Origin of the sequence: Pseudomonas sp. CFBP 13711 (genome assembly GCF_014842265.1) — a bacterium.
Taxonomy (GTDB): domain Bacteria; phylum Pseudomonadota; class Gammaproteobacteria; order Pseudomonadales; family Pseudomonadaceae; genus Aquipseudomonas.
Genome location: NZ_JACYVI010000008.1, coordinates 169,063 through 186,067, shown reverse-complemented (window position 1 = coordinate 186,067; position 17,005 = coordinate 169,063). Strand labels below are relative to the sequence as shown.

The window sequence follows — 17,005 nt, the reverse complement described above, 5'->3', positions numbered from 1 at the left end:
TCACGCTCAACCTCTTCCAATTGCCGCAACCAGGCATTAGTCCTCGATTAACTTGGCGGCGGCCTCTCCGTCCAACGAATAGTTGCGCTGGTAGTAGGGGAGTAAGCGTCCGGGCATCACGCCTTGCGTGATTAAATCGGTCGCCACTTATGCGGCAGCAACTGATCGATTTCACTCGCCCGCTGCGTCGGCAGCCGCGTAAGAACATCCTTCAGATATGCATACGGATCATGGCCATTCAGGCGCGCAGACTGGATCAAACTCATGATCGCTGCCGCTCGTTTGCCGCTGCGTAACGATCCTGCAAAGAGCCAGTTCTTACGCCCAAGAGCCCATGGTCGTATCTGGTTTTCCGCCCAGTTGTTGTCTATGGGTACAGCCCCGTCATCGAGGTAGCGCGACAGCGCTGCCCAGCGTTTCAAGCTGTAATCGAGTGCTTTGCTGATGGCTGAGCCTTCGGGCACAAGATCGCGCTGGGCGCTCATCCAGGCGTGCAGCATGTTCATTATAGGGACGGCCTTTTCTTGCCGTATTCGACGCCGTAAATCCGGTTCCAGGTCGCGGACTTCACTTTCGATTTCGTACAGCAACTGGATATAACGCAGGGCTTGCTCTGCAAGCGTGCTTTTATTCGTAGCGTGCAGTTCGAAGAATTTGCGCCGTGCATGGGCCATGCAGCCAATCTCGGTCACGCCAAGTTCGAAGCTGGCTTTGTAACCGCCAAAATCATCGCAGACCAGCTTGCCCCTCCAGTCTTGCAGGAAGTTGCGAGCATGCTCTCCGGCGCGGCTGGGGCTGAAGTCATAAACCACCGCTGCCACGTCCGAAAACTGGCTGGTGGCGTAGGCCCACACGTAGGAACGGTGAGTCTTCTTCGTTCCTGGCATGAGCATCTGTACTGGAGTTTCATCAGCATGAATAACCTGCTGCCCGAACACCACGTCGCGCAGCGCATCGACCAGCGGCTGCAACTGAACACCAGTCACACCCAGCCATTGAGCCAGGGTTGAGCGTGGAATCGCCAAGCCCGCTCGACCAAAGATCGATTCCTGACGATAAAGCGGCAGATGGTCAGCAAACTTGGCGATCATGACGTGGGCCAGCAGGCCGGCGGTTGGGATGCCCTTATCAATAATCTGTGCCGGAACCGGAGCCTGGATCAGCGTTTCGCAGTCGTCGCAAACCCATTTGCCACGTACATGGCGTTCAACGGTAAATACGCCTGGCGTGTAGTCCAGCTTCTCGCTGACGTCCTCGCCGATGCGCTTGAGGGCACAGCCACATGAACAGTGAGTGTTGTCAGGTTCGTGATGGATCAGCGTGCGTGGAAACTCAGCCGGTAATGCAGTGCGCTTGGGCTTCTGCTTTTTCTCGGTCGCCGCTGGCATTGTTTGCAAGGCCTGAAGCTCTGCTTCAATCGCTGCGATATCGGTATCGATCAGGTCATCGAGCAAACTGGCTTGCTCGGGATTCATGTGCTCGCTGCGTTTGGCAAACTTCAAACGCTTGAGCTGGGCGATCTCGAAGGTCAGTTTCTCGATGACTGTTTGATCACGGGTGATTTTCTTGCCCATCGTGTCGACTTGCGACAGCAACTGCGCTGCCAAAGCACGCAGTTGGTCGGGGGACATTTGGTCGAGATTGGGAGAAGAAGTCATGCGCCGGATTTTGCCAGAGCAGGCGCTTCGCGGCGATAAACCGATAGGCTAATGGCAGCCGTTAAAGCAGTGTGATCGAGCCTCTAGAACCTGCGCGCTGCCATGGCAGACCCAGCACCAATGCCTGAAGTTGCTCGGGATCCAGTTCCATTTCAGAACCATGGCGAATGCAAGGCCAGTGGAACTTGCCTTGGTTTAACCGGCGCGCCGCCAACCATATCCCGAAGCCGTCATGTACCAGCACTTTCATGCGATTGGCGCGGCGGTTGGCGAACAGATAAGCACAGTGCGGCTGCGCCGCACCGAACACCGCGATCACCTTGGCCAATGCCGTCTCGGTACCGGCGCGCATGTCCATCGGCTCGGTGGCGAGCCAGATGGCGTCGATGCGAATCATCGCAAAAGGTCTCGAAGAAAGGTCGCGCAGGCAGCAGCATTTTCAGTGGGCCAGTTCACTTTGACGGTGCCTCGCGGGTGCTGTATTTCAACGCAGATGTTCGATGATGACAGGTGGGATTTCGCCCCAGCCAGCGACACGGGCAACGGAATAAAGGCAGGTTGCAGCGCTGTGCTTTTCTGCGCTTGCAGCCGAATCCATTTGTGGACGAGATTTGCATTGAGGTTATGGCTGAGTGCGACGCTGGCAATCGAAGCACCGGGCTGGGCACACTCTTGAATGACTTGGGCTTTGAAGGACTTGGAGTAGGAACGGCGTGTTGGCTGCATGAAATACCCGCTTAAAAGGCTAGAACTGGTGCCCACTTAAATTTAAGTGCACACCATGTCTTGGCTTTGCGGGGCTGGGTAGATGACTTGGCCGGACGCTTACGTAGGGGACGTAAAAGCCGCACCAGCTTTGGGAAAAAAGGTCGAGCAGGCTTGCTGCATCGTGTTTGAATGGCTGAGCCACGAATATCCCCCTGAATTAATTATTTGAGTTTTCCAAACAAATAGCGGCTACTGCAGCCTCGATATCTTGGTCGGAAAGGAATGGGGCTTGGGCGAATACCAGTCCCTGCTCGCCATTGAGCTTTGCTGCAAGATGCCCCCTACCTAGCAGGAGTTCCGCGCCGGGTCTATCGAGAGCGATCTTCGAAGTGGCTTCGCTGGAGACTTTCAGGATCAAACGATTACCCAAGTTTTCTCTAAGCTGCATCGGCATCACGTCTTTGTCTGGGCGCTGCGCGGCGAAAATTAGGTGAATTCCCGCCGCACGCGCCTTTACACCCAGTCGCTGAACTGCGGTACCGACTGCTGACTTATAAGCATCATCAAGCATCCAGTCAGCAAATTCGTCGTGGACCAGAAAGACCATCGGCAACCGCTCTTCGGTCGATACTTTCGAATTATAGGTCGGTAAATCACGAGCTCTGGCTTTGGCAAATGCACGGTAGCGGCCCTCCATCTCTTCAACTAAAGCGTCGAGAACCTCAGCGGCTTTTTCCTTGGTGGTCACGATTTCCTCCCGCATATGCGGTAGATCGGCCAATGGGGCGTAGTCCACCCCCATCTTAGGATCGATCAAGATGACTTGGGCCAGCTCCTTAGGATTGGTCGCAGCGATGTCTAAAATAAGAGCCTGGATGAGCACCGATTTGCCACTACCCGTACCGCCAGCCACCAATGAGTGAGGTTCATGCGATGAAAGCCCACCAAACTCTGCACCCAGATTCAGATATAGCAACGCGCCATTAATCTCCTGGAGCCCCAGAAGGAATGAGGTGTTGATACCCGCAACATTTCTATTGAGCTCTCTGCGCGACCAAAGCTCCCAAAGCGATACAGCCTGCCTCTTTGCACCAGCGACCGTAACCACGATCTCGCCTGGTTTAGGTTGGACGGTTACGAGGTTGATGGCGTGAGTCGTGAGGAGTTGTGTTCGTTTGTTTTCGATGTCCTCGACACGCAAGCGATCTGACCCTGCCAGACGGACGAGACAGCCGTTTGGAGTCAATCGAGTGCCTAGAATAGCCGCTTGAAGACCGTAGCTATTGAGCGCAGATTTAAGCTTCTTTGTGACCTCTTGAGCCCATTCCTCCCGTTCGACATCGGCTTGCGCACTACCGGAGAACTTTGACGCGACCAGATCAGAGAGGCCGCCTCCGAAGCTGGATTTAGTAACTGAAAGCTGATCTGAAGTTGAATCTGCAATAGCTTCGGATGCAAGAACCGGCTCTTCTGTCAGTACTGGAGGCGCAACCACTGGGCAACTCGGCGCAGTCATTTCGTCATCTTCGCCTAACGAGGCGGCCTCTTCAGCAAAAGTATCGATCGGCCCACTTGATAGCTGACCTATTGCGGCCAACCATGGCACTCGCGGGGCGGGCAATTTAAAACAGTGCCCCTCCCAAGGCTGCTGTGCGCCAATCCCTGATCGAATCTCGTGACCTCCGGAGCCTTTAGCATAAGCTTCGGCGAGTTTTCGCAAATCCGGCCGATCGAAAACCTCCTGCCAAGCCATCACTCCCTCTGACTCATCAAGAAGCTTCTGCTCAGATGCCGAGGCAGACCCTGCGTCCGAAGTGTGAACATAAACGTGCGAGTACCCGCGCAGGGAAATCTCTACATCGCCCTCTCGTAACTTGGCGCGAGCACGCTCCATCAAACCCGTCATACCGGGCGGGATGTCAGCATCTATAAGCATATCGGCCAAACGGGCCAACCAAATATCCCTATCAAGACGACCAGGATCACCGAAGAGCGCCTCACGGAACATACCTAATGTTGCTAGCAGCTGATCCTTGGAGCCTCGCTGCGCTTGAGCCACCCCATCGGCTCCAACATATTTCGCCTCAACAACCGAAATGACGACGCGGACAGTTTCCTCGTGCTCCTCAACGTTGAGTGCCAAAATATCCGCGATGCGGCTTTCCGGTTGAGATAGCCAACTCGCGTAATCGTCGAGCAAGAAATAGGCGGTCAATATCTGCCTACCATTCGCTGAGGCCTGGAACTCCTCGGCGAGCAAGTAACGACTTAGCACAAGGCCCAGCATCTCTCCGGCAGATACACCCCGCTTTGCTGCACGCAGTACGATATCTCCGGATATTGAAAGTGCGTCGCGCTTAGCCTTGTCGACAGCGACTTGGATCTCATCAGATCCAAGCTGAAGATTCAATTCATCCAAGCGTCTACGAACCAACACGCTCAACAACCGAAGCTCCGAGGTGGAGCTGACAATCATATTGCGGCCATTGGTAGAGCCCCTCCGGTAGCGCACCACCGTGATGTTGTTATGCTGAAGCTGGCGCTTATCGAGAAGCTCGTCGTAGGTGGCTACCCATTCAGCCAGCTCGTGAGCGTCCTTAATTATTGCAGCCAGAGCTGGGCTTTGTAAGGAAATGCGGCGTGCAGGTAGGAATCGCTCACCTGGCATAGCGTCCGTCTGCCGGCAAACCGCGGCTACAGCCGATACGTACGCCCAGCCTGATGCCGTTTGCCATGGGCAAACTAGGAACGTGGTCGACTTCAGCTCGTTTTCACCTGACATGCTTCGATAAGACCAGCGCGAAGGGGCATGATCCAAGTTCGGCCGGTCGTTGGTCCACTGTACTGGGAGCCATTCTGTTTGGGCCTCTCGGGCGACCACGTCATGCAGGAAAGCCACATCGAAAGCCTTGAAACCTAGCGCACTCTCTCTTGGAGTCGCCGAGAGGGGCATCACAGAAATACGTAGCTTCGAGATGAAGTTGTCGCTCGTCTCGCTGACTACTGGCAGATCAGGATCGTCACCAGCCTTGTTGACCAGCTCACCATAGACTCGTCGTAGCTTTCCTGGATCTGAGTGGCGTACCGAAACGCTGCATTGGAGCTTGCCATCCTCTTGTATCGAGGAAAGCTCGCGCACTGTGGCCAGCGGAAGCTCAGCTGCATCAGCATTATAAAGCACGACACTAAGGTTGTTTGCCTCATGAGGCTGCAGCCCAACATAACGCTCCAAAAGCTCGCGCGCCTGTTTAGCTGCAGCCGTAGGGTCGACATCGGTCATGGCTTCCTCAGCGCCACGCGTCGGTGATTCCAAAAGGCTATAACCGTTAACCGTGCTGCTCTCAGAGACAAGCGCCAAAGCGCCGCCCCGATTGAGAACTGCAATCTCTGGATAGAACGGGTGAGCAATCTCGTCGGCAAGTTCCCGCATAAAAATCTCGCGGTCGCCATAGAGAATGTTAGTGCTGGAAAGTAAGTGGGTAGCGAAACCGGCAACGCGTCGCGTTTTTACCGCAAGAGCCTTCATTCTTTCTGGATGCCAAGGCGGGATGATCACTGCAGGGTTTTCGCCGGCAACACGTACCGTTCCGACCGATAGTATTTCAGCGACCAGTCGCGAGCGACACACGTCACCACGAGCATTTACCATCAGGGTGTTCAAAAGTTCGGCGTAAGACTCCGCTTGACGCATAACGGCATCGCCATGTAGCCCAGTCGTAACGAAGTCCTCCATCGCCTTGATGTAATCCTCCTCGAACTTATCCCAAGATAGCTTTACCTCGTTCTGCTGATGGGCCGTCAGCCTACCCTGCTCGGCTAGCTCTTTGATCCGGGTCTTAATCACATGGCGCAAGCTTTGGAGCTTGCTAGCCGAAGAAACCAGCGATCCCGCATCGGTCGAGTAAGTCGCCTCCAACGTCCCGGTGTCGAGCAATGAGACATTTTGTACTCCACCCTTCTTGCTCACTAACTTGCGGGGAACTTCGGTACAACCTACCGCACCCTTCTCCAAGAGACGCCCCATGTCAGCGACCATCGTCAGACCAATCGACGTGGGTTTGTAGCTCCAGAGGAGCTGCGTCTTAGCTAGCACTGTCTCTTTGTCTCTAGCGATTTGGATCAAGGCAACATCAAATTTGATCTGCAAGGCTAAGCGCGATAGCGACGGGTTCGGACGAACCTTGCTCTTCTTATCATTGCGAAGCTCCTTCTCCTTAGCGAAGAAGGCCTCATAGTCGAAGAGGGGATCGGGTAAGTTTGCATTGCCCAACCGCTCGACCTTCCATTCTACCTTGGAGCCCATGAGCTCCTTTAAGCCGCGATACATAGCCGAGAAGTAGCTGCCGGCGTCGTAGTTAAATCGCTCGCGCCACTCCTTACGACCTTTGGTCACCGTGAACCGTAGGATCCGCTCTCCTTCCGAATCACGCAGGCCGGCATGGAGGCTGTTAACCACCCGAGCGAACCCTTCGAAGAAATCATTGCAGTCAATGGGCTTGCCATAGAGAGCTTTTTCCCAGCGCGAGCAAAGTTTGCTGTCTTGCTCCAATAGCCTTCGCTGCTTAACGAAAAATTCTTCGTCCTCCTCCGTGAAGTCAGAGCGACGCTCACGCCCCTTCAGGTCCTCCAATAGCTTGCGGCCCTCCGTATCGAGTGAGTCCTCCTGGTCACACTCATGATCGAAGAAACGGATCGTGGACTCCACTAAGCCAAGTTGCTTTTCTTTTGGTTTGTCAAAGGCAAGATATACGCCATCGCTTTCCCACTCGAATTGGGCGAGGGCATCTGATGCCTCTTGATCTCCAGCAGGCGCTGCTGCGAAGGCATCAAGAGCTTGGCGGGCGCCGTCTGAAATTTCTGCAGCATTAGCCTCGACCCGCTCAGTGATCTCCTCAGAGTCAAGAGGCTGGCCATTCTGGCGCAGTTTTTTGAGTAGCGGTGCACGCTGAGCAAAGAGCTTAGCGAAAGCTTTGTGCCATGGTTTACGCAACGCTGAGAAAGTTTTGGCATTCGAGAAGAAGGCGCTGTCTCTAGGGAGTCCCGCGCATGGTAAAGCGTAACCAACCGCATCACGGATGGGCAGCCCGCGCGTGGCGATAGCCTCGACAATTGCAGAACAAAACTCGCCAAGCTGCACTAACGAAAGTTCCGAGGATGCTAACAACCCGGCTAGGGCTGAATAGAATACTAACCGGTCGTCAGGGACTGGTGAAATGCCGCCCGAGTGAAGCGTGGCATCAACCCACGGATCAGGGTCAGCCCGCATCTCCTTGGCGCCTATGGCCATGACGTGACCCAATGTGTCCGCGAGGTTGTGCTCGTTGCCATTGGCAGTAAGGATCGCCGCCTTGGCGGTCAAAGCGTTATTGCGCACATAGCCAGCGTTATGTGGAATCAGAATGTCAGGCGGTAGGCCTTGGCCTTCTACCAAAGTCTCAGGAATCATGAGATCTACGCGGGCAAGCAGATCCGGATTGGCAAGGATAGCTCGTGCGACTGCCGCGATCTGGTTGGACGAAAGCTTGTCTAACCTGAAGAGCGCTGCCAAATCACCAGACTGGCCAGGATTAGATATGCGCTGGGCGATAATATTCGCGCCGACACGCCCAATAATGCGATCAGTCAGCATGCGGCATCTCCCTGAAATGCAAACGGGTTTTCTACAAATGAGCAGGAGTCGGAAAGCCTACGAACCAAGCCCAAACTGACGAGACGGGCCTCAAGATTGTTTCGGTTCTCGCTGAGTTCTTCTTGGTCAACTAACTTGGCGCCGACTAGGCGCGCACCCTCTGCGTCACCAATTACCAGGCCATATCGGCACTTGGCTTCTGCGAGAAACTCATCGAACTGCATCCTGTCTTCCACGATGGAAACCACAATCGACTTGAGTAACCTATCGTTCGGCGCATAGCGGGTACGTCTAGATAATCTGCGTGAGCTGAGCCCGATGGCACGCGACCATGACGCATGAATCTTGCCGACATGCTGCTGATGGCGTGCCAAAGCATTCTCAGCCAGTTTGGTAACCAACTCATCGGGACTCTTATCAGCGGAGTCCTCGTCGTCGCCACCATCAGTCGGCGGCCACTGGAAGCGGTCACGCATGAGTTTTACACGCTCAGCATCCGGGAACTCTGCAGATTCAGCTGCAGCCCATTCAACATTCAAACGGATCGACTCAACATGAGCCCGCACTGCCTTTGCTGACAGCCCTTGATTGAATTGATAGCTATCGCCGGAAAGCGCTCGCACTTTCGTACGCTCTTTGGATACGATTTCGCAGATAATCTCGACCGGATCGTCATCACCTGCAACCCGCTTAGCTCGCTCCAAGAAATAGAGCAGCATGTTCAGGCCAGTGATCGCGATCAAATGCTCCAAGGCATCATAGATCGGCATATCCCTGTCCAAGATCGACAACCAGTCGTCGCAGATCTGATCGAAACGATCATTGGAGATTTGGGGTAGATAACCCGACAGCCGGGGCTCTTCGACACCCTGTGGCGCACCTTGCAGAGCCCTAACCAAACGATTCATCGTTGCTTCGTTATCGAATAGGCGCTTCACGAGGCTGTCACCGAGCTCCGCTCCACGCTTAGCCCGTGTGAGCATGAGGTAGAGCAGCTCGCCCGTACGAGCAAAGAAGCGACGATCGTTGCTCATATTTCCTTTTGCATTGATCGCCAAGTCCTCATAGAGAGCGTCGGGACCAAAAGGAAAGACGAACTTGGAACTCCAGCGCTTGTTACTTCGAGACTCGAATGACGAGGAGCGCAGCAGTTCGATAGCCTTTGCGAAGTCATCAAAGCTAGTGAATGAGCGCCGCAGATAGGTCATGTCTTTATCACCATTACCTGTGGCTCCCTGTTTAAAGCGCTCAAACCACTGCTTCCACTTCTCTTCATCAGAAGCGGCGCTCTCCGCAATTGATTCGACGTATGGGTTGTTGAAGAGCAGCCCACGCAAACGGACTTGCCGCTGCGGTTTGAACAGAACTGAGCCACCCTGATCCTGGTGAGGCCTAAGCGGCTGATCCAAGTTCGAACCAAGTACGCCCAAGAACTCCAGAACAGTCAGGTGAGGAAGCTGCTCGTCATAAAGGCGATGCCCCCAAATGTTCTCGTCGACGCAAAAGTCGACGCTTTTAATCTCAGGCCTCTTGTTGATTCCACTCATTCCGAGACCCTCACCGTCACAGGACGTGAAAAGCCGCGACCACCTGGCTCAATATCGATGAAGTTGAGTGTCAGCATAGCGCTCTCACCACCTACTTCATCATCATCTTCTGCTAGGCTGGCTTTTTTGACGATCTCTGCCTTCCGCAAGAGCTTCGCCTTGAAAGCCAGCAGATCTTCGAGGCACTCATTGGAGAAGCTCGCTGGCAAAGCCCCCTCAGCCACACGCGATAGAAACTCATGACGGATAGGGGTCAAGTCGAAAGCAACCGAATTACCCGGGCCCGCAGCGAGCGAAACGTCGAGCCGAGGGCGGCCCGTATCCCCTACAAGCTTGATCGCCATGCCTACGCCGCCCTGCCTGCGGGATAAGGTCTCGAAGTCACAAAGCACGCTGACTCTGCTTTGAGTGAACCCGCCCGAACTAGCGATGAAGATGCGATCTTCGTTTCCGAGAAGGAGGCCTGTTAATACTCGGTTTAGGCCCTTAGCAAGACGACCGCGGACTATCTCGCTTACGGGCTTCAGTGCCTTGAGCGCTTCGATGATTTCCAAGTAGTCACCAGCAAAGCAGAATGCTGTCATCGACCAATGCGGATAACCCCCCTCCCCATCCGGAAGCGTGAAGAAAAGCCTGCGTCGCTGGTCTTCAAGCATCGAAAGGAACTCGGTCGCTCCTCCTTCCAAACGGGCCCCCTCATACCCTTCCAAATAGGCATCTTGGGCAGCGCGGAAGGCAGTCGTGGCCCCATAGATTGGGTCGCTCGCGACCAAGCGGCCGAAGTCAGCTTGCAGTCGCAAGTCATCCTTCCCATAAACCAGCAACCCATCTGCGGCATTGGTGGACTCATCGCCCACGCCAAAGCTGGACATCGCTTTGAAGATGGGGCGGTCAGAGGTCCTTCGCTTAAGGAGATTAGCTCCGAACGCGTTGGCATAGACACTTGCCGTTCCAAGATTGCCTCCTTCCTGGATCTTCACGACATCGGCACAGGTCAGCAGGTTGTCCTTTGCCTGCTTTGCATCGGAGCAACCGAGGACCATATTCGAACAAAGCGCAAGTAAGTCGCGTATAGGTAGATGCAGCCCATTGTGCCTGGCGATTTCAACCAAATCGCCCAAGCGACGAGAGAGCTGGCCGCCATCCGCCCCACCCAGAAGCCTGCGGCGATTCTCGTCGATGGGACAAACTTTACCGTCGGCTTGAAGTGCGCACCGTTTGCAGTTGTCCCACTCGGGATGGCCCGCCACAGCCATAGCCACCTCATTTAACGTTTTGCGGCTAGTCGAGCGACTGAGATCGAAGACCCTAAGTCGCTCAGGCGCTGGCCCAGCCTGCAAGAACCGTTCTTGAAGCGGCTTGCGAAGTGGGTGATCACGCTCTTGGCGGCGGCCTAAATCACGCAAACGATCCAGAATTTGGCCATGGTTTGCGGCAAGGATCACTACTTCGGAGTCATCGCCATCTAGCACCGATCTTTCCAGTCGCAGCAATGGCAGATCACTCTCCTCGCCATTTAGCTCAGAAAGATCCTTGATAAAGACAGCCAAGCGTCCATCTGCAATACGTAACTCTTTCACGTTACCTTTGACGGCCCAAGCATTAGGATCCCCCCCAATCCGCTCCCACAGGGCACGGCAATGGTACGTCTTACCATCACCCGCTGTTCCCGCGATCAAGATAGACCCTGATGCCTTCGATTCAATGTGCCGCACCATGTCCTCCAATAGAGGTGTTGAAAGGGTAATCGGCTTGACTCCCGCCTGCGCCAAAGCCCTCGACACATACTCGTCGAACATCGCCAGATTGCTCGACGACGGCCCATAGCTACGCAGGAATTGAACCCAAGCGCTTGCCGGTGGAACGTCAACGTCAATACGGCGCACAGAGCCGCCACGACCTTTACCGGCCTGCAGCACCCCTTGCCCAATAAGTGCGTCACGCGTCTGCCAATAAAACTCATCTCCCAGATGTGGAAACTGAATCCTGAGTTGCTCTAGCAACGACTGGTTCCCAATACTGGAGCCATCGGAGGGAACGGCGGCCAGCAAGGCCTCAACCAACTCATTCATGCACCAAACTCCCTCTGGCACCTGTCTTGACAGGGCACCATCCAAATCAAACATCGACTGTGAATAATCTATCGGGGATCAGAGGGTAGGTGCACTGTAAGTCTGCGGTAGCAGCGCACATTGAGGACCATCCCTGCGATATCGCGACCTTCCATTTGCTATGCCCGTCACCTTATCTACTGACCGAGCGCGGGTAAAGACACGCCCTGTGTTTTTGGCGGTCTACTCAGGTAGCTGGCACGCAGTTAAACCTATGGCGTGCTCTGCCGCTAGCAAATGTCTCACTATCTAAAAATGTGCTGATGCGGCTGCCGACGCGACGAGCCAGTGAAATTGAACAATTAAGGCTCTCTTCGCGATCAACAGCCTATGCGATAATCGCTCCATGACTCAGCGCCGACCAATGACAATACCGTTGTCGATACGACTCTTCGATGACTCAATGCCATTCCCAATTGTTGGGAGGTAGTGCCCGGCATGACGACCTGGCCATCGGCCGTTTGCCTGCAATACCGCGTTCCAAAGTGAAACCTGGAGCGCTTCGCTTGCTGGCGACCAATGTTGGTTGATGGGCATTCTTTTTTGGCCAGTCTCCTGCAGGGGTCGCGGTAGGGATGGTTATTACCTTCCCCCTGCAAAGAATCATGCGCGACTACCGCATACGGCCCCTAAGTTAGGTACTTGCCCCACCAATGATCCCTAAGGTTGTGCCTGATTTTTTATGGATTGATACTCATCGAATATCGACTCACGCCAGCCTCCAACTGCGCTGAAGCACATCCAGCAGCGCGTCCTGTCGCGCAGCCACTACCGTCGGTGTCCAGCCATCCGTATGCAGCACCTGACTAGTTAGCGCATATGAGCAAACCCCACTGGTACCCACGAAATACGCTGACTTCTTCCTATCGAAGTCATAGTTCAATGCTTTGGAATTGCGCGCTCGGTTGAGCGGCACTAGGTTGGCCAAGCGATGTAGCCAGAGTGCGCGCTCGTCGACATCCGGCCAGTTCTGTGCCCACTCGCTGGCTGCGTCCACGGTCTGCGGCAGGACATGCTCTATAGTCAGCACATTGGGCATGTAGTTGGCCGCTTGATCAGAAACGTAGGAGTCCAGACGCAGAATCAAATAGTTACGCCGACGTGCGGTCATTTCATAGACGTTGCCGTTCAATGCCCTGAGCATCTCGTCACATTCTGCCGGTGTCAGTTCGATATGGTCGACTAGAACACTGTTTTGGAGATCCTCTAGGGCCAGGGCGTAGCGCTCAATCCGCTGGTTTACGTTCTTGGCGGTGACATGCAGATAGGCCGCCAAACGCTCCAAGCGAGTGAGGAAGTCCAGCACTACATAAGCAGCGCCACCATGACGGGCAAGAAACGCAATCGCGACCGGCAACCAGTCAGAGTTGTCGATCCTATTTAGCCAAGTGAACAAATCGTTGATTTTCCCAGCATCTGAGGAAGACACGTATTGTGCATTCTTTGCTACCAAGTAAGCCTCGGCATACGGAGCAACAACCTGCTCAACCAGCGCCTCGGATGAACTCACTTTGTTCAACACATGGTCACGGAACTCCTCCAGCAGCATCCGCCTCGCTTTGAAGCGGGCGTAGATCATGCGGATATGACTGAACAGCTCACTGAAGCCATCACGCCCAGTAGCAACCTCAAGATCCTCCCAGCGATCATTGAAGGCCTCTCGCTTGTCCTCAGGCAACTTGCCGATCACTTCCGCCTTGATGATGTCTGTGGGCAGAAGATCGAGACCGCGATTGTTTAACACGGAAAAAACCCGAAATGCCGACTGCTGGCTTGGCGTCGTTACCACAACTAAAAAACAACGCATTAGCAAGAAAGAACCGAAATCGACGATGCTCGCCTCGTCGCTGGCGAACTTCGCTGCGAGTCGCTCCAGCAGCAGCCGAGCATTACCCTGGATATTACGTTGCGACTCATTCTCCAGTTGCGCCGGATCAATCAGCGCAAGACTCTCAAACTTGAGCCCTTGCACAAATTGCGTAAAGAAGACCCGGTCCCGTTCACGCAGCGCCAGGCGCGGCTTGGAATTCAGCTTCAAAGCTACGTTTCCAGGCTCGCGGATGAAGCTGTAAAAAGCTGAGTGATTTTCTCCTGTCAGCAACGATGTAATCGTTGCCAGCAGGATAGTCAAAGTGGTCAAACGCTGCTGGCCGTCAATCACCTCAGCCAGGGGCTTGCCCTCGTCCTTGATCAATACAATGGAACCCAGGAAATAACTGTCCTCCGCCTCCTTCTCGAAGAAGTCGTATAGATCGTCGAACAGTTCACCCGCCTGGTCTCGTGTCCAAGCATAAGGTCGCTGATACGGGGGAATCACATAGTCGAACTCGGAACTAAAGATTTTCGCAAGCTGGTACTCGGCGCCACTGATTTTCTTGCTCATCCTGAATAACTCACTCATCACTTCCCGCAGCCTGCAGGAACCAGATTAAAAATCGACACTACGCACCAAGTATTTCCCGCTTTATGGAGCTCTATGTCTGGATTGTTCCGTCGCTCACGCTTAGGGCCATCATGCCCTAGTGCGGCCGTATCCCGGCGGGGTAGGAATGGCAGTTACCCCCAACGCCAGCCCAACCCAGCGAACTCTGGCCGCCAGAATGGGGTGGGTATTTACCCTATCGCTATTGCGGGATATCAGTAGTAGCTTAAAAATCAGGTCCAGGTTTGCGCGAAACGCTCGCGGAGACTTTCAAGGGGAGCGGGCAACTGCCCGCTGCAAGTCAGGCCCAGGTAAGTTGCCGCACGAGTGAAGCCGACATAAAGAAATCTCTCGAACAGCTCCGGCATGCGCTGCGCCAGAGTATCGACATCGACGAAGAACACAGCCTCAAACTCCAATCCCTTGATATGCTCAACAGCAAATACCCGCACATTGTTCTCCCCGCCCAGGGCCTGCCCACCCAGACAGGCATCGACCTTAATGCCATAATCCTCCAGATCCTGATTGAGCAACCTGGCCAGCGCTGTCACCTGCTCATCGTCATGTACCAGCACCGCGATTGTTGGCAATGCCTTGAGCTGCAGTTCGATTGCAACAACTGCCTTCGCCAACCAGGCACTTACAACCCCAAGATCACCAGCTTGCTCCAGTAGGATCGGCGCAACATCTTCGTGCGCCATGGCATTGGGCAGCTCAGCGGTGGATTCCTGATCACTACCGCTTAGATGCAACAACTCACCGGCCAGATCATTAAGCAAACGACTTTGGCGATATACGGTGTTGATAGGCCGAATCTCCAAACCGTTGGCCGCCCACTGCAACTGTTCTTTGTTACGAATACCGATGCCGGTGATGCGCTGATTGAAATCACCGCAAGCAAAGAAGGAGTGGGTATTGAGCGAAGTTAGGCTGTACATGGCTGCCAGCTGCAAGGGGGAAAAGTCGGTGGCCTCATCCACCAACACTTGATTGCAGAAATTGGAGGCAATAGTGGCCAAATATTCCGGCAGATTGCCTTGGCGGCTGAGGGTGAGTGAGCGGTTTCCAAGAAGCTCGCGGGCATTGCGCAGACTGAGCAGCACCAGCGCATCCAGTTCGAAACTCGATAGGTGCCTTACATTGATACCGTTTACGCGGTACAGCGTCTGTTCGGCCTGGTACAACTTGCGGAAGGCTTTGTAGCTTGCAGCTACATCCGTTACATAACGCCGGTGGGCGTTTAGGAAGCGCCGCAAGGCGTTCTGCAGAGCCGCACGCTGGCCTATTTCCAATAAGGCTTCCTCATCAGGCAAGCGTTCCCCCAGCCAAGCGACGATAGTGTGCGCTCGCCCGGTAACGGATAGGCGCTTCTTCTGAAAACGTGAACGCGCCAAGGCCACAATTGCTTTCTGATACTCCTTGAGCGCCTCCGGATTTGAGACTTTACCCGTGGAAAGAGGGGACGGCTGCAGATCCTCCTCTTCGGCATCAAAGACTTCGTCCTCATCCTGCTCATCGGCAGCGCCAAGCCCTGTCAAAAAATCGACCAACAGGACGAAAAACGTCTTGTCCTTGTTGTACTCAGCTTTGACCAACGCTTTTGCACTGCGATCGGTTTGCTGCTTTAAACCATCGAGAGTGTCTTTAATGGCGAGCTCTATGGGGGCAAGCTCGGTATAGAGTGGTACCAGCGCCTCAGGCCTGGCTTGCGCCATAATTGCAACAAGTTTCTGTATCACCACGCCACCGGTAGTATCACCCAGCTTGCTCAGTTGCTCAGCACCGACCTGTAGTTGACTGAACAGTCGCTGACGATGGAAAGCTGACACTTGCTCGTACCAGGTCTGCGGTGAGGTCAGCACACCATCGCTGAGCACCTCAAGATCTTGCTTGAGCACAAAAGCACCACGCCCATCCCCGGTTTGCAGCAGATTCAGCACATTACGCGCCAGCGCGCGACGACGGTTTTCCCAGGTCAGAATGCGCTCATCCGATGCAGGTACATCCTCTCGACTGAACGCTTCCTTAAGGTAGTGTTTCAGCAGTTCTGTAGGAGTGAACATCACCCAGCTATGGACGTGAGTCTTGCCGGCAGCATCATCCACGGCCAGACGTTTCTCTCGTTCGTCAAGAAACTCAATTTCAAGCTTTTGGCTCAGCCGCTTGATCAACGTAGTGGTCTTACCAGTGCCCGGTGGTCCCATGATCATCAATTGGCTGTCGAGAGGTAGACGGAAAATCTCGTCCTGAAACTTGTCGAGGATCGGCTGATCGCGTAGAGCCATGGATTGACGGATACGATGCATCAGCCCTTGATGGATATGCTGCTCTGTAGCTCCAACCTCCAGCATTGCATCAAAGTCATCCGCCACCTCCGCGTCCAATGCACGCAACAAGGCCCGAAGCGAATCGATGGTGCAGGCACTCAATTCCTCATGATCGAAGCGGGTATCCAGCGCATCCCAACCCACCTCATCCAGCTTGGGCTTGAAATACGCGGATTCGATCACTGTGTACTCATGGCCGTTGACCTCTAGCGCATCGCCCACCGGCAAAGAAGCCAGCCGGCCCTTAGCTGAGTGATAACTGGCTAGCTGCGCATCGTTTTGTAGAGATACCTGGAACTTACGCGTCACGTAAAGCAGCTGTTGATCGCCCTGCTCATCTTCCAGTAACAATCTCGCAATAGCAGGCTCTCTGATCAGCGACGCATAACCGTCGTGGTTCTCGCGGTTGATAATCGCAAGGGTTCGTGACGCGCCTGTATCAGTGAATGTGTTGGCGTTGGCAAAGGCACCAGCATCGATACCGTGCACCGCCCTCTGTTTTTGCTGAGCCAGTTCGACAATATGCGTAAAGGTGGCCAACGTTTCTTGAGCCAGCTCTACCAGATGTTGATCCCGTTTCATCAGTGCAGCACTCCCTGTCCT

The 17,005-nt window shown here is 54.4% G+C and carries 8 protein-coding genes; all 8 read right to left on the bottom strand.

The annotated features are described in order from the left end of the window. Positions 1–131: 131 nt before the first annotated feature. Positions 132–1,658: an IS66 family transposase gene (gene tnpC / locus IFT47_RS16610; RefSeq protein ID WP_192173335.1), complete on the bottom strand. Its 1,527-nt coding sequence runs from the start codon at positions 1,656–1,658 to the stop codon at positions 132–134. A 61-nt stretch (positions 1,659–1,719) separates the two neighbouring features. Further along, the gene (tnpB, locus tag IFT47_RS27650) at positions 1,720–2,055 is read right to left on the bottom strand and encodes an IS66 family insertion sequence element accessory protein TnpB (protein ID WP_192173336.1); all 336 of its coding nucleotides are present in this window, start codon (positions 2,053–2,055) and stop codon (positions 1,720–1,722) included. Beyond that, positions 2,052–2,384 (bottom strand): IS66-like element accessory protein TnpA, encoded by a 333-nt coding sequence (tnpA, locus tag IFT47_RS16600; protein WP_197983943.1) that lies wholly within the window; start codon positions 2,382–2,384, stop codon positions 2,052–2,054. Before tnpA ends, tnpB begins: the two co-directional genes overlap by 4 nt. A 199-nt stretch (positions 2,385–2,583) precedes the next feature. Further along, the gene (locus tag IFT47_RS16595; RefSeq protein WP_192173337.1) at positions 2,584–7,995 is read right to left on the bottom strand and encodes an FtsK/SpoIIIE domain-containing protein; all 5,412 of its coding nucleotides are present in this window, start codon (positions 7,993–7,995) and stop codon (positions 2,584–2,586) included. After that, positions 7,989–9,542 (bottom strand): hypothetical protein, encoded by a 1,554-nt coding sequence (locus IFT47_RS16590; RefSeq protein WP_192173338.1) that lies wholly within the window; start codon positions 9,540–9,542, stop codon positions 7,989–7,991. Before IFT47_RS16590 ends, IFT47_RS16595 begins: the two co-directional genes overlap by 7 nt. Next, positions 9,539–11,614, bottom strand: a complete 2,076-nt coding sequence (locus tag IFT47_RS16585; protein ID WP_192173339.1) for a hypothetical protein — start codon at positions 11,612–11,614, stop codon at positions 9,539–9,541. The genes IFT47_RS16590 and IFT47_RS16585 overlap by 4 nt, the downstream gene beginning before the upstream one ends. A 748-nt stretch (positions 11,615–12,362) precedes the next feature. Continuing rightward, complete coding sequence (locus IFT47_RS16580) at positions 12,363–14,036, bottom strand: DUF262 domain-containing protein (protein ID WP_192173340.1); 1,674 nt, start codon at positions 14,034–14,036, stop codon at positions 12,363–12,365. Between the two features lie 272 nt (positions 14,037–14,308). After that, positions 14,309–16,984 carry an ATP-binding domain-containing protein gene (locus tag IFT47_RS16575; RefSeq protein WP_192173341.1) on the bottom strand — a complete coding sequence of 892 codons (2,676 nt, stop codon included), beginning with the start codon at positions 16,982–16,984 and terminating at the stop codon, positions 14,309–14,311. Positions 16,985–17,005: the final 21 nt, after the last annotated feature.

What these genes read in the sequence shown, in the direction of transcription:
- tnpC (WP_192173335.1), bottom strand. Translation starts at nt 1,658, where the DNA reads ATGACTTCTTCTCCCAATCTCGACCAAATGTCCCCCGACCAACTGCGT.
- tnpB (WP_192173336.1), bottom strand. Translation starts at nt 2,055, where the DNA reads ATGATTCGCATCGACGCCATCTGGCTCGCCACCGAGCCGATGGACATG.
- tnpA (WP_197983943.1), bottom strand. Translation starts at nt 2,384, where the DNA reads ATGCAGCCAACACGCCGTTCCTACTCCAAGTCCTTCAAAGCCCAAGTC.
- IFT47_RS16595 (WP_192173337.1), bottom strand. Translation starts at nt 7,995, where the DNA reads ATGCTGACTGATCGCATTATTGGGCGTGTCGGCGCGAATATTATCGCC.
- IFT47_RS16590 (WP_192173338.1), bottom strand. Translation starts at nt 9,542, where the DNA reads ATGAGTGGAATCAACAAGAGGCCTGAGATTAAAAGCGTCGACTTTTGC.
- IFT47_RS16585 (WP_192173339.1), bottom strand. Translation starts at nt 11,614, where the DNA reads ATGAATGAGTTGGTTGAGGCCTTGCTGGCCGCCGTTCCCTCCGATGGC.
- IFT47_RS16580 (WP_192173340.1), bottom strand. Translation starts at nt 14,036, where the DNA reads ATGAGCAAGAAAATCAGTGGCGCCGAGTACCAGCTTGCGAAAATCTTT.
- IFT47_RS16575 (WP_192173341.1), bottom strand. Translation starts at nt 16,984, where the DNA reads ATGAAACGGGATCAACATCTGGTAGAGCTGGCTCAAGAAACGTTGGCC.